Raw genomic sequence first — 24,199 nt, 5'->3', positions numbered from 1 at the left:
CGCCGCCCACGAGAGGAGACCGGGATGTCCGCGCCCGATCCGCGTCCGCTCACCGGAGAGCCCGTCTCCCTCGACCTGCTGAACACGCGCTGGATGCACGAAGGGGAGCGGCAGGACCTGCTCGCCTCCGCCGACGGGCTGGCCGTCTGGCTCGCCGCCACCGGGCTCGACGCGCGCTTCCCCGCCGACGAGGCGGCGCTCGGGCCGCTGCTACGGGCCCGGGAGGCGCTGCTGCGGGCGGTGGAGTCCCCCGGCGACCCGGCGGCGACCGCGGAGGTCGACGCGATCCTCGAACACGGCCGCATCCGCGCCACTTTGTCCGCCGAAGGGCCGGGCGAGCGGGCCGAGTTCACCGATCCGGCGTGGGGGCCCGCCTGGACGGCCGCCCGCGACTACCTCGATCTGCTGCGCACCGCGCCGGACCGGATCCGCGCCTGCGCCCATGACGCGTGCATCCTGCACTTCTTCGACGTCTCACGGAACGGGACGCGCCGCTGGTGCTCGATGGCGGGGTGCGGCAACCGTGCGAAGGCGTCCCGTCACTACGCCCGCACACGCGAGGGCTGATTCGCCCCGGTTCACCCCGCCTCGCTCCCGATGGCGCATGGCGGGATCACGCCATGTCCGTTTCCGGACCCGGTCAACTCTCCACAAACAACAGTCATATACGAAATGCTCAGCGGTCATCCGGCCCCGTATTCCGGACCCTTTCTGACCATTAGGGATGCTGATGACCTCCGATTCGCCGCGCGCCGTACCCGGCGCTAGACGCACGGCCCGAATAGCGGCCGCGGCCGGTCTGGTAGCCGCGCTCGCCGCCGCCGGTGCCGCCCCCGTCTTCGCCGCCCAGACGGCCGACCCGACGCCCGCCCCGGTGAAGTCCACCCCCGCCAAATCCCCGGCGGACAAGCTCGGCGCGGCCGACGAGCAGCGGCTCGCCGAGGCCGAGGCCAAGGGCGAGAAGACCGTCACCGTCATGGTGGCGACGGCCCCCGGTGCCACCGGCGCCGTCTCGCACCAGCTCGACTCGGTGCCGGGCGCCACCGTCGGCAAGACCGACGACAAGCTCGGCTATGTGCGGGCCACCCTGCCGACCGCCACCGCGGAGTCGGCCCTGAAGGCCGCCGCGAAGCTGCCCTCCGTCCACGGGATCGACCTCAAGCAGGAGATCCAGCTGGACGACCCGACCCCGTCGGCCGACAGCGCCAAGGGCGCCGGCGCCCCGCGCAAGTCGCTCTCGGGCTCGTACGCGGCGCCGGGCAAGGACACCCCCGCGAAGAACCCGTACAACCCGTCCTTCGAGACGGGCGCGGTCGACTTCGTCAAGCAGCACCCCAAGGCGGACGGCCGCGGCATCACCATCGGCGTCCTGGACTCCGGCGTGGACCTGGGCCACCCGGCGCTGCAGAAGACCACCACCGGCGAGCGCAAGATCGTCGACTGGGTCACCGCGACCGACCCGGTGGCCGACGCCGACGGCACCTGGCGCCGGATGAACACCGCGGTCTCCGGCCCGGAGTTCACCTACCAGGGCCGCACCTGGAAGGCCCCGGCGGGTTCGTACGACGTGAGCCTGTTCTCGGAGAAGATCACCGCGGGCGGCGACGCCAAGGGCGACGTGAACCGCGACGGCGACACCACCGACACCTGGGGCGTGCTCTACGACCCGGTCGCCGGGACCGTCCGGGTGGACCTCAACAACAACGGTGACTTCACCGACGACGAGGCCATGAAGCCGTACAAGGACGGCTACCAGGTCGGCTACTTCGGTACGGACAACCCGGCGACCGACGTCGTCGAGCGGATGCCGTTCACCGTCGAGATCCGCAAGAACGTGAAGTACGACGCGGCCGGGCACACCTCCGACTACGTCAACATCGGCATCATCGAGTCCGAGCACGGCACCCACGTCGCGGGCATCACCGCCGCGAACGGCCTGTTCGGCGGCAAGATGAGCGGCGCCGCCCCCGGCGCCAAGATCGTCTCCTCGCGGGCCTGCAACTGGTCCGGCGGCTGCACCAACATCGCGCTGACCGAGGGCATGATCGACCTGGTCACCAACCGCCACGTCGACATCGTCAACATGTCGATCGGCGGGCTGCCGGCGCTCAACGACGGCAACAACGCGCGCTCCGAGCTCTACAAGCGCCTGATCGACAACTACGGCGTCCAGCTGGTCATCTCGGCCGGCAACGAGGGCCCCGGCGTCAACACCATCGGCGACCCGGGCCTGGCCGACCACGTCATCTCGGTCGGCGCCTCCATCTCGCAGGAGACCTGGGCGTCCAACTACGGCTCCAACGTGTCGAAGAAGTACGACATGATGCCGTTCTCCTCGCGCGGTCCGCGTGAGGACGGCGGCTTCACGCCGACCCTGTCGGCGCCGGGTGCCGCGATCAACACCACGCAGACGTGGCTGGCGGGCTCCCCGGTCAAGGAGTCGGGCTACTCGCTGCCGGCCGGCTACTCGATGCTCCAGGGCACCTCGATGGCCTCGCCGCAGGCGACGGGCGCCGCGGCCCTGCTGCTCTCGGCCGCCAAGCAGAAGCACCTCGACCTGGCCCCGGCCGACCTGCGCACCGCGCTGACGTCGACGGCCAAGCACATCAAGGGTGTCCAGGCGTACGCCGAGGGCGCGGGCCTGATCGACATCGTCGACGCCTGGGACGCGATCCAGGACGGCGCCACCGCCCACGAGTACAGCGTCAAGGCGCCGGTGAAGACCGCGATCGACTTCGCGCTGAAGACGCCGGGCTTCGGTACCGGCATCTACGACCGCGAGGGCGGCCTCAAGGCGGGCGAGAAGAAGACGTACGACGTCACCGTCACCCGCACCACGGGCCCGGACAAGGCCGTGAAGCACAAGCTGTCGTTCAAGAACAACGACGGCACCTTCAAGGTCCTGGGCGACGACGAGATCGCGCTGTCCCTGAACACGCCGGTCACCGTCAAGGTGCAGGCGCAGCCGAAGTCGGCGGGCATCCACAGCGCCATCCTGGAGGTCAACGACAAGCGGACGAAGGGCGTGGACCAGCAGATCCTCGCCACCGTGATCGTCGCCAAGCCGCTGGCCAAGCCGTCGTACACCTTCACGGACTCGTCCTCGGTGCAGCGCAACAGCACCAAGTCGTACTTCGTGACGGTCCCGGCAGGCGCCAAGGCGCTCGAGGTCTCCATGGGCGCGCTGCGCTCGGGCAGCCAGACCCGGTTCATCGCGATCCACCCCTACGGTGTGCCGGTCGACGACACGGGGACGCCCAACTGCTACCCGAACTACGACAACCCGGCCAACAAGTGCCGCCCCGACCTGCGGTCCTACGCGGACCCGCAGCCCGGCGTGTGGGAGATCGAGGTCGAGTCGCGCCGTACGTCGCCGTACCTGGACAACCCGTACAAGCTGGATGTCGCGCTGCTCGGCGCCGCCTTCGACCCGGCCGTGAAGACGGTCCCGGAGGCCAAGATCGGCACCTCGACGCCGGTCGAGTGGAAGGTCACCAACGGCTTCGCCGCCATCGACGGCAAGCTTCAGGGCGGCTCGCTGGGCTCCGCGAAGGTCGCCAAGCCGACCATCAAGGCCGGTGAGACGCAGACGACCACGCTGACCGTCGGCGAGGGCGTGGAGCGCCTCGACGTCGCCATCGGCGGCGTCTCGGACACCGCGGCCGACCTGGACCTCGTGGTCCTCAAGGACGGCGTGCAGGTCGGCTCGTCCGCGGACGGCGACTCCGAGGAGGCCGTCAGCCTGGTGAAGCCGGCCGCCGGCACCTACACCATCCAGGTCGCGGGCTACGCGGTCCCGTCCGGTTCGACGACGTACAACTACCGCGACGTGTACTACGCGCCGTCGCTCGGCACCGTCAAGGTCGACGACTCCAAGCCGGTCAAGCTCGCCAACGGCGCCTCGGCGACCGTCGGCGCGCAGGTCCTGGTGAGCGGCGCGGCCCCCGAGGGACGCCAGTTCTTCGGCGAGGTCAAGCTGGTCAACGGACGCGGCACCGCCGCGGGCACCGGCAGCGTCGTGATCGAGAAGGTCACGCCGTAACGGTCTGAGCAGGCAGAAGGGCCCGGCGTTCGCGACGAACGCCGGGCCCTTTCCGTTGCGTACGGGTGTCAGCCCTTGAGCGAGCTCAGGTCCTGGGCGTACGTGCCGACCGCGTGCGCGATGACGTCGATGTTGAGGTCGAAGTACTTGCGGTCGATGTTCTTCAGGGTGTCGCCGGCCGCGTGGTAGTTGGCGTCGTAGGGCTGCTTGGCCGTGCCGCCCGCCTTCGCCGCCTGCTCCTCGGTCTTGAGGCCCTCGGCGCCGGTGAAGGTGCCGCCCGCCGGGATGCCCTGCTCGATGAACGGGCCGTAGTCGGAGCGGCCGTCGAAGTCGGTGCCCCAGTGCGGGACGCGCTTCTTGTCCAGGTAGCCGTTGATCAGCCGCTCGATCTGGGCGGAGCCGGCCGGACCCGCGCCCGCACCCGTGTTGTCGGAGTTGTCGCCGTCGTAGACGAGCTCCGCCGGGTTGGGCGAGGCGATCATGTCGAAGTTGAGGTACAGCTTGATCCGCTGCTTCTGCTTGCCGTCGAGGGACTTGACGTAGTGCTCGGAGCCGAGCAGGCCCAGCTCCTCGCCCGACCACCAGGCGAACCGCACCTTGTTGGCGGTGGGCTTGGGGTGCTTCTTGGTCTGCTTGGTCTCCTTGGCGAGCTTGAGGGCGACTTCGAGCAGCCCGGCCGAGCCGGAGCCGTTGTCGTTGATGCCGGGCCCGGCCGGGACCGAGTCGAGGTGGCTGCCGAGCGCGACGACGTTCGCCGGGTCGCCGCCCCTGGTCTCGGCGATCACGTTGCGGGTCTTGTGGGCGACCGCCTCGGTGACCACGTCCAGGGTGACGGTGACGTCGCCCTTGGCGACCTGCGCGGCCAGCGCCTCGCCGTCGGCGAGCGAGATGCCGGTGGCCGGGATGTGCGCGTTGGCGGGGTCGCTGACGGTGCCGCGGACGGGGGCGTCGCCGGAGTGGTTGTAGAGGATGATCCCGGCGGCGCCCGCCTTGGCCGCGACGGCCTCCTTCTGCAGGAAGGTGCAGCTGCCGCGCTTGACCAGGGCGATCTTGCCGGTGAAGGTGTCCGACGCGTAGTCGTCGAGCTCGCAGCCCGGGGTGGCGTCGACGCGGGCCGCCTTGACCTGGGCGGTGAGACCGCCGGCCGGGCTCGCCTTGCTGAACTGGAAGGCCGTGGTCTTCAGCTCGCGCGGCTGGGGCGAGACGACGGTGAGCTTCTCGCGCAGGGTCTTCGACTCGTAGATGTCGAAGTCCTGGTACGAGACGTCGTACCCGGCGCTCTTGAGCTGGCCGTAGACGTACGCGGCCGAGGCGTCGTAGCCCGGGGTGCCCGCGGCGCGGTTGCCGCCGTTGGCGTCGGCGATCTTCTGGAACTGCTCCAGGTGGCGGTAGGCGCTCTCCCCCGACGCCTGCGACACGAGCTTCCTGGCGAGCCGCTCGGCCTGCTTCCGCGGGTCCTTGTGGCTGTGCGAGTGGGCCACGGCGGGGCTTGCGGCGGCCAGGAGTACGGGGGCTGCCGCCAGGACCGCTATGGCCCGGCTACGGCGGGATGCGCGCACGAGAGTCCTCCGGAATACGGGTACTGGTGATCATTTATCGGTGCTGACCGCAGGACCGTAACCAGCGAAAGGGCCGTCCGGGGGCATTGCGGAGGATATGCAACAGAGCTGCCATGAACTCGTCACAAGTGGGAAGGGATCTTCAGGTTCCCGTCCGGGCCGCTCCCCTGGTCGTCCCACCCCCCGGACAATGGATTGGACAAGTCCGCCGGGCTCCGACGCATGATGGGGGCGCCGGAGCCGTACATACGCGTACAGAAGGAGTCACCGTGAGGGTCGGAATCGTCGGAGCCACCGGACAGGTCGGCGGAGTCATGCGGAGCATCCTCGCCGAGCGGAAGTTCCCGGTCGACGAGCTGCGGCTGTTCGCCTCCGCGCGGTCCGCGGGCTCCACCCTCACGTGGGAGGGCCGCGAGATCACCATCGAGGACGCGTCCACGGCCGACTACACGGGCCTGGACATCGTGCTCTTCTCGGCGGGCGGCGCGACGTCGCGCGCGCTGGCGGAGAAGGTCGCCGGGCAGGGCGCGGTCGTGATCGACAACTCGTCGGCGTGGCGGGGCGACCCCGAGGTGCCGCTGGTCGTCTCCGAGGTGAACCCGGAAGCGATCAAGGACCGCCCCAAGGGGATCATCGCCAACCCGAACTGCACCACGATGGCCGCGATGCCGGTGCTGCGGCCGCTCCACGAGGAGGCCGGGCTGACCGCGATGGTCGCCACGACCTACCAGGCCGTGTCGGGCTCCGGCCTCGCGGGCGTGGCCGAGCTGCACACCCAGGCGTGCGCGGTGGCCGAGGCGGCGGACCAGCTCGCGTTCGACGGGGACGCGGTGGCGTTCCCCGAGCCGGGCGTCTACAAGCGGCCGATCGCCTTCAACGTGCTGCCGCTGGCCGGGTCGATCGTGGACGACGGGTCGTTCGAGACGGACGAGGAGCAGAAGCTCCGCAACGAGTCCCGCAAGATCCTGGGGATCCCGGAGCTGAAGGTGTCCGGCACGTGCGTCCGCGTCCCGGTCTTCTCGGGGCACTCGCTTCAGGTGAACGCGCGGTTCTCGCGGGCGATCGGGGTGGAGCGGGCGTATGAGCTGCTGCGCTCGGCGCCGGGTGTCGAGCTCTCTGAGATCCCTACGCCGCTGGAGGCGGCGGGCAAGGACGCGTCGTACGTGGGGCGGATCCGGGTCGACGAGACCGTGGAGAACGGTCTCGCGCTGTTCCTCTCCAACGACAACCTCCGCAAGGGGGCTGCGCTGAACGCGGTGCAGATCGCGGAGCTGGTGGCGGAGGAGCTGCGCGGCTAGCCCACCGGGTTTTTAGCCCCCACCCCGCCCCTTCCCGAAAGCCCTCGGGCGGGCGGCCGGGTTCGTCGGCTGCGGGCCGGTGGCGGGCTGGTCGCGCGGTTCCCCGCGCCCCTGGATGCGCCCCTTCGGGGCGCCCAGGGGATTGCCGCGGAGCGGCATTTTTAGGGGCGCGGGGAACCGCGCGAGCAACCCAGCACGGTCCGCAGACGAACACGGGTCCAGAGGCGCAGCCCCCGGCCGCCCGCCCGAGGGCTTTCGGGAAGGGGCGGGGTGGGGCAACACACCTCAGGCCGGGGAGCGCGCGCACACAACCGCCCCCGCCGCCCCCAACCCCGCCCCCACAACCAGCACCCCCACCACCCCCACACCGTCCACCACACCCCCACCCACCGCCGCACCCAACGCGATCGCCGCGTTGAACACCGCCGTGAACAGGGACGACGCCGCCTCCGGCGCCGCGGGGGCCGCGCGCAGGAGCCAGGTCTGGGTGGTGACCGAGACGCCGCCGTACGCCAGGCCCCAGAGGGCCAGGAGGGCCACGGAGACGAAGGCGCTCCGGGAGGACGCCGCCAGGGCCCCTAGGGAAAGCGTCAGCAGGCCCGCTATCAGGAGCAGCGCCCGGCGCGGACCCCGCACCGCCCCCGCGAGGAAGTTCCCCGCCACCCCCGCCACCCCGTAGAGCAGCAGCAGCCCGCTCACCGCCCCCGCCCCGACCCCGTCGACCCGCTCAAGCACCGGACGTACGTACGTGTACGCCGCGAAGTGACCCGTCACCAGCAGCAGCACCAGCACCAGACCGGTCCGGACCGCCGGCACCCGGAGCAGGTCCAGCGCCCGGGACCGGCGCTCCGCCGGATCCGGCGGCAGCGGCGGCAGCAGGGCCGCCAGCAGACCCGCGACCAGCAGCGCCAGCAGACCCACCGCCCCGAACCCCCAGCGCCAGCCCGCCAGTTCGCCCGCGAGCGCGCCCGCCGGGACGCCCACCACCGACGCCACCGCTATCCCGCTGAAGATCACCGCAGTGGAGCGGGCCACCGCCTCCGCGCGAACCAGCCGGGGCGCCAGGCCCGCCGCCACCGCCCAGACCCCGCCGATGCACACCCCCACCACCAGCCGCGCCGCCAGCAGCACCCCGAAGCCGGGGGCCAGCGCCGAGGCCAGGTCGGCCGCCGCGAGCAGGAGGACGAGGGCGACCAGGAGCGTACGGCGGTCGGTGCGGCCCGCCAGGGTCGGCAGGAGCGGGGCCGTCAGGGCCGCCACCACGCCGGGCAGGGTCACGGCGAGCCCCGCCCGGCCCTCGCTCACCCCCAGCGCGTCCCCGAGCGGGCTCAGCAGGCCGACCGGCAGCATCTCGGTGGTGACCACGCTGAACGTGGTGGCCGCCACCGCCAGCACGGCCGCCCGCCCGCGCGCCGGACTCCAACTCCCGCCGTCCACAGGGCTTTCAGTGATCGTTTCCATGCCCCACAGCCTTCGCGCCCCGCGCGCCGGGAACAACGGCAGAGTTCTCATCCTTTGATTAGCCGGATTGATCGATCAACCCCGAGGAAGGTCTTGTGCGCGCCCTTGAAGTCCGTGAGCTGGAATGCTTTCTCGTCCTCGCCGACGAGCTGCACTTCGGGCGCACCGGCGAGCGGCTGTACCTCTCACAGAGCCGCGTCAGCCAACTGCTCGCCGCCCTGGAGCGGCGGCTCGGCGCGCGGCTGGTCGAGCGGACCAGCCGGCGCGTACGGCTCTCGCCGTTCGGGGACGAGTTCCTCGCCGAACTGCGGCCTTCCTACGACGCGTTGGCCGGTGTCGTCTCCCGCGCGCAGGAACGCGCCCGGGGGCTCACCGGCACCCTCCGCATCGGCTTCCAGGGCACGGCCACCTCGTATCTGATGCGGGCCATCGAGGCGTTCCGAAGCGGACATCCCGACCTAGCGCCGCAGCTCGTCGAGATCCCCCTCTCCGATCCCTTCGGGGCGCTGCGGCGCGGGGACGTCGACACCGCCGTCGTCCTGCTCCCGGTGGCCGAGCCGGATCTGGAGCTGGGGCCCGTCTTCTCCGAGCAGCGGCAGACCCTGGCCGTGTCGGTGCGGCACCCGTACGCCTCCCGCGACCGGCTGTCCGCCGCCGAGCTGCCCGGCGCGGATCTGATCGCCCCGGCCGCGCCCGCCCCCTCCTACTGGCGGGCCGCCCAGGCGCCGGGCGCGGCGGGCGGGCCCGCCGTGGCCACGCTCCAGGAGGGGCTCACGCTGGTCGCGGCGGACATCGGCGCGATGCTGCTGTGCCGCCCCACCGCCGACTACCACGCCCGCGACGACATCGCGTTCGTCCCGGTGGACGGGCTGCCCGACTCGGCGCTCGGGGTGGTGTGGCGCGCGGGCGGCGACACGGCGGCCGTACGGGCCTTCGCGGGCGCGGTGGCGGGGGCGCGCCGGGTCAGGGGCGGCGCACCTCGAAGTGGAAGCAGCCGTACTCCACCGCCCTGACGTGGACCAGCGCCACCTCCGGGTCCGCGAACGCCTCCGCGAAGGCCGCCTCGTACCCCGCCGTGGTGTCCTCGGGGATCTCCAGGAGGCGGCCGCCCACGATGCGGCCCTCCGCGTCGTAGCGGCGGACCGTGCGCAGCGCGCCCGCGCGGGCGAAGGGGTACTCCCGCGCCCCGCCGCCCGGCCCGTCGCAGCGCTCGCAGACGAACACCGGGCCCTGCTCGTCGTACGCCCCCGGCTTCGCCCACGTCTCGGCCGCCCAGCGGCGCAGCGGCGCGTACGAGACGAGCGCGATGCGCTCGCCCGGCTCACTGAGGCGCAGACAGCAGCGCAGCGGGGCGCCGCCCTCCTCGTCGGTGAAGGGGGCGCAGGGGTGCCCGGCGTCGTCGGTGGCGCGGAGCTCCGCGAGGGCGGCGGGCTCGATGGCGCGGGCGCGGTAGGTCGTCGTCGTCTTCATGGCTCCAGCGTGCCGACCGGCCCCGCGCCCCACCGGCGGAATTCGGACCTGGAGCCCACCGGGCAAAAGCCCTGTACGCCCCCGGGACGTCTCGTGCAAGGATGGCCGGAACCGTCACGATCTGATGGATCCAGCTGAGTTTTTCTGAAGGAGATGGCCGGGTGCCTGGCACGAATCTGACCCGTGAAGAGGCGCAGCGGCGCGCGGAGCTGCTGAGCGTCGACTCGTACGCGATCGAGCTCGATCTGAGCGGCGCGCAGGAGGGCGGGACCTACAGGTCCGTGACCACCGTGCGCTTCGACTCCGCCGAGGCCGGTGCGCAGACGTTCATCGACCTCGTCGCGCCCGCCGTGCACGAGGTCGTCCTCAACGGGACCGCGCTGGACGCGGCCGCCGTGTTCGCGGACTCGCGGATCGCGCTGACCGGTCTCGAGGCGGGCCCGAACGAGCTGAAGGTGGTCGCGGACTGCGCGTACACCAACACGGGCGAGGGTCTGCACCGCTTCGTCGACCCGGTCGACGACCAGGCGTACCTGTACACCCAGTTCGAGGTGCCGGACGCGCGCCGCGTCTTCGCCTCCTTCGAGCAGCCGGACCTGAAGGCGACCTTCCAGTTCACCGTGAAGGCCCCCTCGGGCTGGACCGTGATCTCGAACTCGCCGACGCCCGAGCCCGCCGACGACGTGTGGGTCTTCGAGCCGACGCCCCGGATCTCCAGCTACATCACGGCGCTGATCGTCGGCCCGTACCACTCGGTGCACAGCGTGTACGAGAAGGACGGCCAGTCGGTGCCGCTGGGCATCTACTGCCGCCCCTCGCTCGCCGAGTTCCTCGACGCGGACGAGATCTTCGACGTGACCCGGCAGGGCTTCGACTGGTTCCAGGAGAAGTTCGACTACGACTACCCGTTCGCCAAGTACGACCAGCTCTTCGTGCCGGAGTTCAACGCGGGCGCGATGGAGAACGCGGGCGCGGTGACCATCCGCGACCAGTACGTGTTCCGGTCCAAGGTGACCGACGCCGCGTACGAGGTGCGCGCCGAGACCATCCTGCACGAGCTCGCCCACATGTGGTTCGGCGACCTCGTCACCATGGAGTGGTGGAACGACCTGTGGCTGAACGAGTCGTTCGCCACCTACACCTCGATCGCCTGCCAGGCGTACGCGCCGGGCTCCAAGTGGCCGCACGCCTGGACCACGTTCGCCAACTCCATGAAGACCTGGGCCTACCGGCAGGACCAGCTGCCGTCCACGCACCCGATCATGGCGGACATCCGCGACCTCGACGACGTGCTCGTCAACTTCGACGGCATCACGTACGCCAAGGGCGCCTCGGTCCTCAAGCAGCTCGTCGCCTACGTCGGCATGGACGAGTTCTTCCAGGGCGTGCAGGCGTACTTCAAGGCGCACGCGTTCGGCAACACGCGCCTGTCCGACCTGCTGGGCGCCCTGGAGCGGACCTCGGGCCGCGACCTGACCGCCTGGTCGAAGGCGTGGCTGGAGACGGCGGGCATCAACATCCTGCGCCCCGAGATCGAGGTCGACGGCGAGGGTGTCATCACCTCCTTCACCGTCCTCCAGGAGGCCCCGGCGCTGCCCGCCGGCGCCCAGGGCGAGCCGACCCTGCGCCCGCACCGGATCGCGATCGGCTTCTACGAGCTGGACGAGACGGGCAAGCTGGTGCGCACCGACCGCATCGAGCTGGACGTGGACGGGGCCCGTACCGCCGTCGAGCTCCCGGCGGGCACCCGCCGCCCGGCCGTCGTCCTCCTCAACGACGACGACCTCTCGTACGCGAAGGTGCGCCTCGACGAGGAGTCCCTGAAGGTCGTCACCGCGCACCTCGGCGACTTCGCCGAGTCGCTGCCGCGCGCGCTGTGCTGGGCCTCGGCGTGGGACATGACCCGCGACGGCGAGCTGGCGACCCGCGACTACCTGGCGCTGGTCCTCTCGGGCATCGCCAAGGAGTCCGACATCGGCGTCGTGCAGTCCCTGCACCGCCAGGTGAAGCTGGCCCTTGAGCTGTACGCGGCGCCCGACTGGCGCGAGACGGGTCTGGCCCGCTGGACCGAGGCGGCCCTGGAGCAGCTGCGCGCGGCCGCGCCCGGTGGCGACCACCAGCTGGCGTGGGCGCGGGCGTTCGCGGCCACGGCTCGTACGGACGCGCAGCTCGACCTGTTGCAGGGGCTGCTCGACGGCACCGAGGCGGTGGACGGCCTGGCCGTCGACACCGAGCTGCGCTGGGCGTTCGTGGAGCGCCTCGCGGCGACGGGCCGCCTGGACGAGAAGGCGATCGCGGCGGAGCTGGAGCGGGACCGTACGGCGGCGGGTGAGCGGCACGCGGCGACGGCACGGGCCGCCCGGCCTACTGCTGAGGCCAAGGCCGAGGCCTGGGCCTCCGTGGTCGAGGGCGACACCCTTCCGAACGCCGTGCAGGAGGCGGTGATCGGGGGCTTCGTGCAGTTCGACCAGCGTGAGCTCCTGGCCCCCTACACCGAGAAGTTCTTCGCCTCGGTGAAGGGTGTGTGGGAGTCGCGCTCGCACGAGATCGCGCAGCAGATCGCCACGGGTCTCTACCCGTCGCTCCAGGTGTCCCAGGCGACCCTGGACACGACGGACGCGTGGCTGTCCTCGGCGTCCCCGAACGCGGCCCTGCGCCGCCTGATCTCGGAGTCCCGGGCGGGTGTGGAGCGGGCGCTCCGGGCGCAGGAGGCGGACGCGGCAACGTCGTAACGGAAGTTTGAGCCCCACCCCGCCCCTTCCCGAAAGCCCTCTGGCGGGCGGCCGGGCACTTCGACTGCGGGTGGGTGGGGGCTGGTCGCGCAGTTCCCCGCGCCCCTTAAATGCGCCCCTTCGGGGCGCTCCTAGGGGCGCGGGGAACTGCGCGACCAGTTGGGGACGGTCCGCAGACGAACGACAGCCGCCCGGCCAGGGATTTAGGGAAGGGGCGGGGTGGGGGAAACCTCCCGCAGGGCGGACAGTACGCGCCCCACCCCCGCCCCACCCTCCGCCCCCCTCCGCACCGCAGCCACCACATGCCGGTACGGACGGCGGTCCGCGGCCAGTTCCCGCATCACCACGCCCTCCCCACGCGCCCCAGCAAGGCGCGGCACCAACGCCACCCCCATCCCCCCAGCCACCATCGACAGAATCGCCGTCCACCCCGCCGCACTGTGCGCCTGCTCCGGCACGAACCCCGCCGCCTCGCACGCCGCCGTCGTGATCTGGGACCACGGCCCGCTCCCGCCGAAGATCCACGGCTCGCCCGCCAGGTCGGCCAGGCGCAGGCCGGGCGAGGAGGCGAGCGGATGGTCGGCGGGGAGCGCCACGTCCAGCGGGTCGGCGAGCAGCGGGACCACCGTGAACCGGGGGTCCCGGGCGCTCGGGGCGTGCGCGGCCAGCGACAGGGCGAGGTCGACGGCCCCGGCCGACAGCAGCTCGTACGCCTCGGCCGCCTCCGCCTCCCGTACCCGTACCTCAAGGGCGGGATGGCTGCGCCGCAGCCGCAGCACCGCCGGGACGACCAGCGCGGGCACCGCCGTGGAGAAGGCCCCCACCCGCACCTGCCCCGCCTCGCCCCGCAGATAGCCCGCCAACTCCGCGTCCGCCCGCTCCAGTTGGGCGAAGACGGCCTCGGCGTGGCGCAGTACGAGATGGGCGGCGTCGGTGAGGCGGACCCGGCGGCCGTCCGCCTCCAGGAGCGGGACGCCGAGCTGCTTCGCCAGGTTGGTCAGCTGCTGCGAGACCGCCGAGGGCGTCATCAGCAGCGCCTCGGCGGTCGCGGTCACGGTCCCCCGGTCGCGCAGGGTCCGCAGGATGTGGAGCTTCTTGATGTCCCAGTCGTGACGTTTGCCGAAGGGCTCCCCGCCGTGGTTCGCGTGCATACCCGCAACCTATCGGCGCGAACCCAGCACCACCCCGCCCAGGATCAGCGCCATGCACAGCAGCTGCCCGGGGCCGGTCGCCTCGCCGAGCAGGGCGAAGGAGAGCAGGGCCACGCAGACCGGCTGGAGGTAGTAGACGACGCCCGCCCGGGCCGCGCCGATCAGCGCGATCGCCTTGTTCCAGGCGAAGAAGGCGACGGCGGAGGAGAGGACGCCCACGTACACCAGCGGCCCGACCGTCCCCGGCGTCGCCGCGAAGCCACCCTGCACCGCGAGGCTCACCCCGTACACCGGCGCCAGCATCAGCGCGCCCAGCGCGAACGTGGTGAACAGGAAGGCGAGGCCGCCGAGTTCGGCGGGGCGGCGGCGCAGCAGGGCGCTGTACGAGGCGAAGGAGACGGCGGCGGCGACCATCCACAGGTCCCCGGCCGCGAAGCGCGGCGCGAGCGAACCCTTGCTCACGAGCAGCAGCACCCCGGCGCAGGCGACGAGCATCCCGGTCGTCCGCCGCGCCCCGAGCCGCTGCCCGCCGAGCCGCTCGTACAGCGCCATCAGGACCGGCGAAGCAGCCATGATCATGCCCATGTTGCCCGCCGAGGTGGAGAGTCCGGCCTGGTTGACGAGGGTGTTGTAGACCGTGACGCCGAGCAGGGCGGCCAGCAGGAGGAAGCGGAAGTGGCGGCGGATCAGGGCTCGCCCGCGCCAGGTCTCGCGGGCCGCGAACGGGGCCGCCGCCACCAGCGCGATGACCCAGCGCCAGAACGCGGCCTGGACCGGGGGCACCGAGTCGTGCAGGGCCCGGGAGGCGACGAAGCTGCCGGACCAGACGACGGTCGCGACGCCCGCGAGGGCGAGCCCGGGGCCTGCGGCCCGGCTCGCCCTCGCGATGGTCGGTGTGGTGCTGACGCGCTCCAGGACTGCCACGGTGGACGGTGCTCCTTCGTTGGTTTCGTCGGGCTTCCCAGCGGTTCTCGCTGGGTGCCGGACTACCGTCGCACCGACGAAACCATCACGTCCATCGAATCTTTTCGACTGGTCTTTGTAGGAGAAGTGAACGGTTCGGGCGTCGTGACCTTCGCGGGCTCTGCGGGCTTCGCGACCTTCGTACCCCTCGGCGCGTACTGCCCCGCCAGCGTCGCCCCGAACGCGATCGCCATGCCCGTGAGCTGGAGCGGGGTGAGCGTCTGGCCGAGCGCGGCCCAGCCGAGGACGGCGGCGGTGAGCGGCGACAGCGGGCCGAGGAAGGTGACCGAGGTGGCGGTGAGGCGGCCGATGCCGCGGAACCAGAGCCAGTACGCGACGGCGGTGTTGACCAGGGCGAGGTACAGGTAGCCCGCAAGGTTGCGGCCGTCCAGCGCGGGCGGCGCGCCCTCGATCAGGAAGGCGACCGGTGCGATGAGCAGGCCGCCCGCGGTCAGCTGCCAGCCGGTGAGCACCAGCGGCCCGACCCCTTCGGGCCGCCCCCACCGCTTGGTGAACACGGTCCCGGCGGCCATCGCCACGGACGAGGCGACCCCGGCCGCGACCCCTACGGCGTCCAGCGCCCCCGTCGCCTTCAGGACCACCAGGCTCACCCCGAGGGCCGCCGCGATGCCGGTGAGCAGGGTCCGCAGGGACGGGCGCTCGCCCAGGAAGAGCGCGGCGAGCCCGGCCACCCACAGCGGCCCGAGGGAGCCGATCACGGCGGCCATGCCGCCGGGCAGCCGGTAGGCCGCGAGGAAGAGGAGCGGGAAGAAGGCCCCGATGTTGAGCGCCCCCAGGACCAGCGCCTTCCACCACCACTCGCCGCGCGGCAATCGCCGGGTGACCAGGAGGAGCGCGAGCCCGGCGGGCAGCGCCCGCATCATGCCCGTGAACAACGGCCGGTCGGCGGGGAGGAACTCGGTCGTCACGGCGTACGTGGAGCCCCAGGAGATCGGGGCGAGGGCGGTGAGGGCGACGGTGGCTATGCGGCTCTGGGTTCGCTTCATGAGAAGTAGCTTACTCCTAAGCTACTTTTCGTCAAGCAACTTTCTTGCGCCCGATCAAAACGACTCGGATACTGGTTCCCATGACTGCGACCCCCCGTGATCCCGTCGACGCCATCGCCGCACAGTGGGCGGCGGTGCGGCCCGACCTCGACACCGTTCCGATGACCGTCTACGGGCGGATCTACCGCATCTCCCGGGCCATGGGCGACCGGATCGAGAAGGAGTACAAGCGGTTCGGGATCTCGCGCGGCGAGTTCGACGTCCTGGCGACGCTACGGCGCTCCGGCGAGCCGTACACGCTCTCGCCGCGCCAGCTCTCGGCGACCACGATGCTCACCACCGGCGGGATGACCGGGCGCCTCGACAAGCTGGAGAAGGCCGGGCTGCTCAGCCGCAGCCCGGACCCGAACGACCGGCGCGGGCTGCGCGTCACCCTCTCCGAGAAGGGCCGCGAGATCGTCGACGAGTCGGTGACGGCGGGCCTGGAGATGCAGCACGAGGTGCTGGACGGGGTGCTGGACGCGGCGGAGGCGGAGCAGCTGAACGGCCTGCTGCGCAAGCTGCTCTCGGCGCACTGAGCCGCCGCGAGGGAATGAAGAAAAGGCGCTTCGCGGTACGAGTGCCACTCGTACCGCGAAGCGCCTCACAGCGCGTGAAACGTGGTCGGTCAGGCCTTCTTCGACTTGTCGAGGACCATGACCAGACCGGCGATGATCGCGAACAGCGCGATGGGCGCGATCACGTACAGGCCGATCGTGTCGAACACGCTCAGGCCGGAGCCCGGGTCGTCGCCGTCGTCGCGGGTGACCGCGAGGGCGGGGGCCGACATGAGCAGCATCATCAGCGTCGTACCGGCTGCCACGGCGCCGGCGCGCAGGGTGTTCTTCTTGTCCACGGTGCAAACGTAGCGAACGCCTAAGTGGGGCGCGCGCCCGGGGGTGCCGTACGAGTCCGCACGCCCGCCGCTGGGGTGCCCGCCCCGGGCTCGAACACCCGCATCAGACCGTGCAGCCGGGGCGAGGAGACCACGTCCTCCAGGGCCAGCGGACGGCCGTCGGGACCCGCCACCGGCAGACGCCAGTTGGGGTACTGGTCCCAGGTGCCCGGCAGGTTCTGCGGACGGCGGTCGCCCACCGCGTCCGGCAGCCACACGCCGACCATCCGGGCCGGGGTGCGCAGCAGGAAGCGGTAGACCGCCCGCACCGCGCCCTCCTCGCCCCGGGCGCCCTCGGGCAGCAGCCCGAGCCGGGCGAGATAGGCCAGCCACTCCCCCACCTCTGCCGCGTCCTCGGCCTGCTCCTCGGCGAGCGGGCGGGAAAGCAGCCCGAGGCGGTGGCGCAGGCCGACGTGCTCGCCGGTGAGCCGGGCGGCGGTGGACGGCAGGTCGTGGGTGGTGGCGGTGGCCACGCACGCCTCGCGCCAGGCGGCCGGGGGCAGCGGGCGGCCGGTGCCCTCCCAGTCGCGCTCGAACCAGAGCACCGAGGTGCCGAGCACCCCGCGCCGGCTCAGCGCCTCCCGTACACCGGGCTCGACCGTGCCCAGGTCCTCCCCTATGACCACGGCGCCCGCCCGGTGGGCCTCCAGGACGAGCACGGCGAGCATCGCCTCGGCGTCGTAGCGCACATAGGTGCCCGCCGTCGGCTCCTCCCCCCGCGGCACCCACCACAGCCGGAACAGACCCATCACGTGGTCGATGCGCAGGGCTCCGGCGTGCCGCAGCAGATCGCGCAGGAGGCCGCGGTACGGGGCGTAGCCGGACGCGGCGAGGACGTCGGGGCGCCAGGGCGGCAGCCCCCAGTCCTGGCCGCGCGCGTTGAAGGCGTCGGGCGGCGCGCCCACCGACATGCCCCGGGCGAAGGTGCGCTGCTGCGCCCAGGCGTCGGCGCCCTGCGGGTGCACCCCGACGGCGAGGTCGTGGACGAGGCCGACCGCCATCCCGGCGTCGCGGGCGGCCCGCTGGGCGGCGGCGAGCTGGGTGTCGGTGAGCCAGGCGAGCCGGGTGTGGAAGTCGACGCGGTCGATGAGCTCGCGGCGGGCGCGGGCGGTGGCGGGCGAGCGGGGGTCGCGCAGGGCGCCCGGCCAGCGGGTCCAGTCCGGTCCGTACCGCTCGGCGAGCGCGCACCAGGTGGCGTGGTCCTCCAGGGCCTGGCCCCGGTGCGCCAGGTAGTCGCAGTACGCGGCCCGCCGCCCGGGGCCCAGCGGCACCGCGTGGACGGCCTCCAGGGCCTCGCGCTTCAGCGCCCACACGGCGTCCCGGTCGATCAGCTCGCCGTCGTCGAGCACCGACCGGCGCAGCGCGTCCGCCGCCTTCAGTAGCTCGTCGAGCCGCTTGCGCTCGCGTACGTAGGCGTATTCGGGGATGTCCTCGATCCGCAGATGTACGGGGTCGGGGAAGCGGCGGGACGAGGGGCGGTACGGGGACGGGTCGGTGGGGGTGCCGGGGACGGCCGCGTGCAGCGGGTTGACCTGGAGGAAGCCCGCGCCCACGGACCGCCCGGCCCAGGCGGCGACCTCGGCGAGGTCGCCGAGGTCGCCCATGCCCCAGGAGCGGGCGGAGAGCAGCGAGTAGAGCTGCACGAGGAACCCGTGGGTGCGGGCGGGGGGTTGGGGGGTGCGGTCGGGGGCGACGACGAGGGTGGTGCGGGCGGTGCGGCCGTCGGGGGTGCGGGCGGTGGCCTGGTGGACACCGAGGGGCAGATCGGGCCAGGGGACGGCTTCCTCGGCCTCTCCGGTCTCTCCGGCCTCTTCGACCTCTTCGGCTTTGCCGCCCGGTGCCGTCCAGACGGCCGCGCCGCCGCCCTCCGTCTCGACCCGGACGCGGGTGCCGGGCGGCAGCGCGGCGAGCGACGGGGGCGGGAGCGGGGGCGCGGACGGCGGGTCCGGGACGTGCCAGTGGACCACGGTCGGGGGCAACAGCCGGGCGGCCACCGCCAGTTCGGCGGCGTCGAGGGACGCGCTCACCGCCTCCGGGGTGGCCGCGTCGACGCCCAGCGCCGCGAGGACGGCGACGACCGTGGCGTCCGGGACCGGGACCGTGCGGTCGGCCGACGGGGCGTAGGACGTGGCGACGCCGTGCAGCGCGGCGAGCCGGGCGAGGGTCATGGCGTCAGGCTCCGGCTGGCGCGGCCACCGGAGTCGGTTCGCTGGTCAGGGGCGCCGCCTCGGTCAGCGGGGGCTCACTGGTCAGCGGTTCGGCGTCGGCCAGCGGAGGTTCGCTGGTCAGGGGCTGTTCAAGGGCGGAGACGGCCACGGAGGGCTCCACGAGGGTCGGCAACGGGGGACATAGCAGCCCTACCCCGTGGGCGGACTCCCAGACGTACAACGTGGGGGGTGTCACGACCGTCACCGCCTCCCTGTGACCCAGGTCACCGGAACGGGCAATTCCGGCACAACAGTCACGCACGTTGACACCCTTGCCGCGAGGGTGGTGGGCTCAGGGCCGGTTGCGGCGGCGGGGGTCGCAAAAGCGGTGCCTAGGCTAGGAGATGCCGTGCAGTTCGGGCGCGGGAAGCGAGCGACGGCCGTCGCGGTCGCCGTCATCGGCGGGCTGCTCGGCGCGGCGCCCGGCGCCCTAGCGGCACCCGCGGACCCCCCGGCCCCCGAACAGCCCTCCGGCACGGGCCTGTCGAAAGATGCGGTACGGGACGAGAGCCCCGGGGTCTGGCCCCGGCCGCAGTCCGTCAAGCACGCGGGACCGGGGCTGCGCCTCGGCTCCGAGGCCGTGCTGCTCGCCGACCCGGGCGCCGATCCGTACGCGGTGGCCTCGCTCGCGGACGTCCTGGACAAGGCGGGTGTCACCACCCTGCACTACGGACTCCGGGGCGCCGGGCCGGTGTTCCGCGTCGGCGGGGGCGGCGCGCAGGACGCGCTGCGGGCCCTGCGGGTCGCCGAGCGCGGGGACCTGCCGTCCGGCGGGTACCGGCTCGGCGTCGGCCGGGTCGGCGGGCGGGACACGGTCGCGCTCGACGGGGTCGGCGAGGACGGGCTCTTCCACGCCGTGCAGACCCTGCGTCAGCTCCTGGGGCAGGACCGGCGGGGCGACGCCACGCTGCCCGGGGTGCGGGTGCGGGACTGGCCCGCCACGGCCGTGCGCGGCACGACGGAAGGTTTCTACGGGCAGCCCTGGACGCGCGAACAGCGTCTGGCCCAGCTCGACTTCATGGGCCGCACCAAGCAGAACCGCTACCTCTACGCGCCGGGCGACGACCCGTACCGCCAGGCCCGCTGGCGCGACCCCTACCCGGCCGACCAGCGCGCCGACTTCCGGGCGGTCGCGGCCCGCGCCGCCGCCAACCACGTCACGCTCGCCTGGGCGGTGGCCCCCGGCCAGGAGATGTGCCTGTCCTCCGACAAGGACCTCAAGGCGCTGCTCCGCAAGCTCGACTCGATGTGGGCGCTGGGCGTGCGCGCCTTCCAGCTCCAGTTCCAGGACGTCAGCTACAGCGAGTGGCACTGCGGGCGGGACGCGGACACCTTCGGGCGCGGCCCCGCCGCCGCGGCCCGCGCCCACGCGCGCGTGGCCAACGCCGTCGCCGCGCACCTGGCCGAGCGCTACCCGGGCGCGCAGCCGCTGTCGCTGATGCCGACCGAGTACTACCAGGAGGGCGCCACCGCCTACCGCTCCGCGCTCGCGGACGGGCTCGACGCGCGCGTGCAGGTCGCCTGGACGGGCGTCGGGGTGGTGCCGCGCACCATCACCGGGCGCGAACTGGCGGGCGCACGGGCCGCGTTCGGGCACCAGCTGGTGACGATGGACAACTACCCGGTGAACGACTGGGCGCCGGGCCGGATCTTCCTCGGCCCCTACACCGGCCGCGAGCCCGCCGTCGCCACCGGCTCGGCCGCCCTGCTCACCAACGCCATGGCGCAGGCCTCCGCCTCCCGCATCCCGCTGTTCACGGCGGCCGACTACGCCTGGAACCCGCAGGGTTACGAGCCGGAGGCCTCCTGGCGGGCGGCGATCGCCGACCTCGCGGGCGGCGACGCGCCGCTGGGCGAGGCGCTCACGGCGCTGGCGGGCAACGACTCCTCGTCGGTCCTCAGCAGCGCCGAGTCGGCCTATCTGCGCCCGCTGCTCGACGCGTTCTGGAACTCGCGCGGCTCCGGGGACGCGGCCGTACGGGACGGGGCCGCGGCGCGGCTGCGCGCGGCCTTCACGGTCATGCGGCAGACGCCCGCGCGGCTCGCGGACAGCGGCGAGCTCGCCGACGAGGTGCGCCCCTGGGCCGACCGGCTCGCCCGGTACGGCCGGGCCGGGGAGAGCGCCGTCGACATGCTCCAGGCGCAGGCGCACGGCGACGGCGCGGCCGCCTGGCGGGCCACGCTCGCCCTGGAGCCGCTGCGCCGGGCCGCCGCGACCGGCTCGGTCACCGTCGGCAAGGGCGTCCTGGACGCGTTCCTGACCCGCGCGGCCGCGGCCTCGGCCACCTGGACGGGCGCGGACCGGCCGCCCGGCGACGTCGGCGTCTCGCCGGACGCGTACACCGTGCGCCTGGGCCGGGCCCGCCCGGTGGAGGCGGTCACGGTCATGGACGACTCCGGCGCCGGGCCGAGCCCCTCCGTCGGCCCGGGCTCGGGTCCCCCGGCCTGGGCCACGGCGGGCGCGCCGCCCGTCGAGGACGCCGCGTGGGGGCCGGGGCCCGGCCCGGGGCGGGTCGCCTGGGCCGAGGGCGGGGCCCTTGTGCAGGTGCATCTGCCCGGCGTGGGCTGGCGCAGCCTCGGGCCTCTCTCGCCCAGCGGCTGGACCCAGAGCTCGGCCCGTGGTGTGCACGCCGATGCCATCCGCGTGACCGGCCCGACCGCCTCCGTACGGTCCGTACGGCATCTGGTCCCGTGGTTCGCGGACGAGCCGCGCGCCCGGCTGGAGCTGGCCCGGGACGAGACGGACGCGGAGATCGGCGGGAAGCCGCAGCGGGTGGCGGCCGTGCTGACGTCGACGCGGCCCGCCGACGTGAAGGGCACGCTCAGCGCGAAGGCGCCCCGGGGCCTCACCGTCAAGGTGCCCGGCGCGCTCACGGTCCCGCGCGGCGCGGCGGCGAGCGTCCCGGTGGAGGTGTCGGTGGCGGCGGGCACCCCGGCGGGCGAGTACCGGGTGCCGGTCGCCTTCAACGGGCAGGAGCGCGTCCTGACCGTACGGGCGTATCCGCGCACGGCCGGTCCCGATCTGATCGCGGGGGCGGCGGCCTCCTCCTCGGGCGACGAGACCCCCGCGTTCCCGGCGCGCGCGGCCTCCGACGGCGACCCGTCGACCCGCTGGTCCTCCCCGGCGCAGGACAACGCCTGGTGGCAGGCCGAGCTGCCCGCCCCCAGCCGGGTCGGCCTGGTGGTGCTGACCTGGCAGGACGCGTACGCCAGCGCCTACACCGTGCAGGTCTCGGCGGACGGCCGTACCTGGCGCACGGCGGCGACCGTGCGCGACGGCAGGGGCGGCCGGGAGGCGGTCCGCATGGACGCGCGCGACACCCGCTTCCTCCGGGTGCAGGGTGGGACGCGGGCGACGCCGTACGGGTACTCGCTGTGGTCGGTGGAGGCGTACGGCGTGGCGCCGTAACCGGGCACGCACGAGCTGGGGACCGGCGAACCGGTCCCCAGGGACGACGAAGGCCCGGTCTCAGGCGGAAATGCCGTCGATCCGGGCCAGGGCGTCGTCTGCGCCGAACGGTTGGAGGTACGGGAGCCAGCGTGGGTCCCGGTGCCCCGTGCCGATGATGCGCCAGGCCAGACCGCTGGGCGGAGCGGGCTGGTGGCGCAGGCGCCAGCCGAGCTCCAGCAGGTGCCGGTCGGCCTTGACGTGGTTGCAGCGGCGGCAGGCCGCCACCACGTTGTCCCAGACGTGCTGACCGCCGCGGCTGCGCGGAATCACGTGGTCGACGCTGGTTGCGACGCCACCGCAGTACATACAGCGCCCGCCGTCGCGCGCGAAGAGCGCACGGCGGGTCAGCGGAACGGGCCCCCGGTAGGGGACCCGTACGAATCTTTTGAGCCGGACCACGCTGGGGGCGGCCACGACCCGGGTCGCGCTATGCATGAAGGCGCCGGATTCCTCTAGGCAGACTGCCTTGTTTTCGAGCACGAGGACGAGCGCGCGGCGGAGCGGTACGACGCCGAGCGGCTCGTACGACGCGTTGAGGACCAGGACGTGCGGCACGGTGGATGCCTCCTTGTACGCCGGCGGCGCGTGGCTCGCGCCGGGACGATCTGCCTTCAGTCTCTCCTCATGGCTGGTCGAAGCGCCACCACGTCCGGGTAACGGCCTTGAAGTGTTTTCGACCACACCCCACTACATCCCCAGCTCGGGGCCCCCTCTCCCCCGAACACGGCAACGAAGCACACACGTTGCCCCGTTAGTGTGGTTGGCCTGCCGTCGCACTGTCGGCAGCGCAATGCCTGGAGGTTCCCGCCGTGCACTGGCCCGCCGTACTGGCCGCCGGATCCCCGTCCGATCCCACCGCTCCGCCGACCACCCCGGTCACCCTCGACGACGCCCAGAAGTCGGCCACGGAGGCCGCGGGCTGGGTCGAGGAGAACTGGTCGACGTGGCTCGCCATCGGCCTGCGCATCCTCCTGATCGTGATCATCGCCTCGGTGCTGCGGGTGCTGGTGCGCCGGGCGCTGACCAAGCTCATAGACCGCATGAACCGCAGCGCCCAGGCGGTGGAGGGCACCGCGCTCGGCGGCCTGCTGGTCAACGCGGAGCGCCGCCGCCAGCGCTCGGAGGCCATCGGCTCGGTGCTGCGCTCGGTGGCGTCCTTCCTGATCATGGGGACCGCGGCCCTGATGGTCCTGGGCGTCCTCAACATCGACCTGGCGCCGCTGCTCGCCTCGGCGGGTGTCGCGGGTGTCGCGATCGGCTTCGGCGCGCGCAACCTCGTCACGGACTTCCTCTCCGGTGTCTTCATGATTCTGGAGGACCAGTACGGGGTCGGCGACTCGATCGACGCGGGCGTGGCCTCCGGCGAGGTGGTCGAGGTCGGGCTGCGCGTGACGAAGCTGCGCGGCGACAACGGCGAGATCTGGTACGTCCGCAACGGCGAGATCAAGCGCATCGGCAACCTCAGCCAGGGCTGGGCCACGGCGGCCGTCGACGTCCAGGTCCGCCCGACGGAGGACCTGGACCGCGTCCGCGCGGCCATCACGGAGGCCGCGGAGTCCATGGCCAAGGACGAGCCGTGGAACGAGCGCCTGTGGGGCCCGGTCGAGGTCCTCGGCCTCAACGAGGTGCTGCTCGACTCGATGGTGATCCGCGTCTCGGCGAAGACGATGCCGGGCAAGGCGCTGGGCGTGGAGCGGGAGCTGCGCTGGCGCATCAAGCGCGCCCTGGACGCGGCGGGCATCCGCATAGTGGGCGGCGCCCCGCTCCCGCCCGAGGACCCGACCCCGGACCCGTCGGCCGCGGTGGCCGCCCCTTCGGCCCTGAACAACCCGACGTCCCCGCAGTCGCTGGCGACGGCGCCGATACCGCAGGGGCCGGGCTTGGCGAAGTAGTACCCGCGTACGCACAAGAGGGGCGCCCCCGC

Annotated in this window: 18 protein-coding genes; 8 read left to right on the top strand and 10 right to left on the bottom strand. The window is 73.0% G+C overall.

Going from position 1 to position 24,199, the window contains the following annotated elements:
* Window positions 1-24 precede the first annotated feature (24 nt).
* Together IE252_RS29170 and IE252_RS29165 are read left to right on the top strand one after the other, a co-directional pair.
* On the top strand, window positions 25-567 hold the full coding sequence (locus IE252_RS29170) for a CGNR zinc finger domain-containing protein (protein WP_190092425.1): 543 nt from the start codon (window positions 25-27) through the stop codon (window positions 565-567).
* 157 nt (window positions 568-724) lie between these two features.
* Complete coding sequence (locus IE252_RS29165; RefSeq protein WP_190092424.1) at window positions 725-4,042, top strand: S8 family serine peptidase; 3,318 nt, start codon at window positions 725-727, stop codon at window positions 4,040-4,042.
* 68 nt (window positions 4,043-4,110) lie between these two features.
* Here the strand turns inward: IE252_RS29165 and IE252_RS29160 are convergent, their stop codons facing one another.
* Window positions 4,111-5,601 (bottom strand): M28 family metallopeptidase, encoded by a 1,491-nt coding sequence (locus IE252_RS29160; protein WP_190092423.1) that lies wholly within the window; start codon window positions 5,599-5,601, stop codon window positions 4,111-4,113.
* 269 nt (window positions 5,602-5,870) lie between these two features.
* Here IE252_RS29160 and IE252_RS29155 point away from each other — a divergent pair, with 269 nt between their 5' ends.
* Window positions 5,871-6,899, top strand: a complete 1,029-nt coding sequence (locus tag IE252_RS29155) for an aspartate-semialdehyde dehydrogenase (protein ID WP_190092422.1) — start codon at window positions 5,871-5,873, stop codon at window positions 6,897-6,899.
* A gap of 285 nt (window positions 6,900-7,184) precedes the next feature.
* On the opposite strand, the gene IE252_RS29150 is transcribed toward IE252_RS29155, so the two are convergent.
* The gene (locus tag IE252_RS29150) at window positions 7,185-8,360 is read right to left on the bottom strand and encodes an MFS transporter (protein WP_190092421.1); all 1,176 of its coding nucleotides are present in this window, start codon (window positions 8,358-8,360) and stop codon (window positions 7,185-7,187) included.
* 95 nt (window positions 8,361-8,455) lie between these two features.
* Here IE252_RS29150 and IE252_RS29145 point away from each other — a divergent pair, with 95 nt between their 5' ends.
* Complete coding sequence (locus IE252_RS29145) at window positions 8,456-9,373, top strand: LysR family transcriptional regulator (RefSeq protein ID WP_190092420.1); 918 nt, start codon at window positions 8,456-8,458, stop codon at window positions 9,371-9,373.
* On the opposite strand, the gene IE252_RS29140 is transcribed toward IE252_RS29145, so the two are convergent.
* On the bottom strand, window positions 9,324-9,830 hold the full coding sequence (locus IE252_RS29140; protein ID WP_190092419.1) for a DUF1203 domain-containing protein: 507 nt from the start codon (window positions 9,828-9,830) through the stop codon (window positions 9,324-9,326). The genes IE252_RS29145 and IE252_RS29140 overlap by 50 nt on opposite strands.
* A gap of 161 nt (window positions 9,831-9,991) precedes the next feature.
* Between IE252_RS29140 and pepN the strand changes: the two genes are divergently transcribed.
* Window positions 9,992-12,562 carry an aminopeptidase N gene (gene pepN / locus IE252_RS29135; protein WP_190092418.1) on the top strand — a complete coding sequence of 857 codons (2,571 nt, stop codon included), beginning with the start codon at window positions 9,992-9,994 and terminating at the stop codon, window positions 12,560-12,562.
* A gap of 203 nt (window positions 12,563-12,765) precedes the next feature.
* Here pepN and IE252_RS29130 read toward each other — a convergent pair whose 3' ends face one another.
* The 3 genes from IE252_RS29130 to IE252_RS29120 form a co-directional block, all read right to left on the bottom strand.
* Complete coding sequence (locus tag IE252_RS29130) at window positions 12,766-13,713, bottom strand: LysR family transcriptional regulator (protein ID WP_190092417.1); 948 nt, start codon at window positions 13,711-13,713, stop codon at window positions 12,766-12,768.
* A 9-nt stretch (window positions 13,714-13,722) separates the two neighbouring features.
* On the bottom strand, window positions 13,723-14,628 hold the full coding sequence (locus IE252_RS29125; RefSeq protein WP_229848860.1) for a DMT family transporter: 906 nt from the start codon (window positions 14,626-14,628) through the stop codon (window positions 13,723-13,725).
* Window positions 14,629-14,699: 71 nt separating this feature from the next.
* Window positions 14,700-15,683, bottom strand: a complete 984-nt coding sequence (locus IE252_RS29120) for an EamA family transporter (protein WP_190092415.1) — start codon at window positions 15,681-15,683, stop codon at window positions 14,700-14,702.
* An 80-nt stretch (window positions 15,684-15,763) separates the two neighbouring features.
* On the opposite strand from IE252_RS29120, the gene IE252_RS29115 reads away from it, so the two are divergent.
* A complete protein-coding gene (locus tag IE252_RS29115; protein WP_190092414.1) occupies window positions 15,764-16,261 on the top strand; it encodes a MarR family winged helix-turn-helix transcriptional regulator in 498 nt (165 codons plus the stop codon).
* 89 nt (window positions 16,262-16,350) lie between these two features.
* Here IE252_RS29115 and IE252_RS29110 read toward each other — a convergent pair whose 3' ends face one another.
* Genes IE252_RS29110 through IE252_RS29100 form a run of 3 tightly spaced genes read right to left on the bottom strand, consistent with a single transcriptional unit; the run spans window position 16,351 to window position 18,972 of the window.
* Window positions 16,351-16,578, bottom strand: a complete 228-nt coding sequence (locus IE252_RS29110) for a hypothetical protein (protein WP_190092413.1) — start codon at window positions 16,576-16,578, stop codon at window positions 16,351-16,353.
* 20 nt (window positions 16,579-16,598) lie between these two features.
* Window positions 16,599-18,785, bottom strand: a complete 2,187-nt coding sequence (malQ, locus tag IE252_RS29105; RefSeq protein WP_190092412.1) for a 4-alpha-glucanotransferase — start codon at window positions 18,783-18,785, stop codon at window positions 16,599-16,601.
* Between the two features lie 4 nt (window positions 18,786-18,789).
* Window positions 18,790-18,972 (bottom strand): hypothetical protein, encoded by a 183-nt coding sequence (locus tag IE252_RS29100; protein ID WP_373298638.1) that lies wholly within the window; start codon window positions 18,970-18,972, stop codon window positions 18,790-18,792.
* 201 nt (window positions 18,973-19,173) lie between these two features.
* On the opposite strand from IE252_RS29100, the gene IE252_RS29095 reads away from it, so the two are divergent.
* Window positions 19,174-22,233: a beta-N-acetylglucosaminidase domain-containing protein gene (locus IE252_RS29095; RefSeq protein ID WP_190092411.1), complete on the top strand. Its 3,060-nt coding sequence runs from the start codon at window positions 19,174-19,176 to the stop codon at window positions 22,231-22,233.
* Between the two features lie 60 nt (window positions 22,234-22,293).
* Here the strand turns inward: IE252_RS29095 and IE252_RS29090 are convergent, their stop codons facing one another.
* The gene (locus IE252_RS29090; protein ID WP_101388345.1) at window positions 22,294-22,830 is read right to left on the bottom strand and encodes an HNH endonuclease; all 537 of its coding nucleotides are present in this window, start codon (window positions 22,828-22,830) and stop codon (window positions 22,294-22,296) included.
* A gap of 254 nt (window positions 22,831-23,084) precedes the next feature.
* On the opposite strand from IE252_RS29090, the gene IE252_RS29085 reads away from it, so the two are divergent.
* Window positions 23,085-24,167 (top strand): mechanosensitive ion channel family protein, encoded by a 1,083-nt coding sequence (locus IE252_RS29085; protein WP_373298635.1) that lies wholly within the window; start codon window positions 23,085-23,087, stop codon window positions 24,165-24,167.
* Window positions 24,168-24,199 lie beyond the last annotated feature (32 nt).

Origin of the sequence: Streptomyces melanogenes, from assembly GCF_014649795.1 — a bacterium.
Lineage (GTDB): Bacteria > Actinomycetota > Actinomycetes > Streptomycetales > Streptomycetaceae > Streptomyces > Streptomyces noboritoensis.
This window is presented reverse-complemented; position numbering and strand designations above follow the sequence as displayed.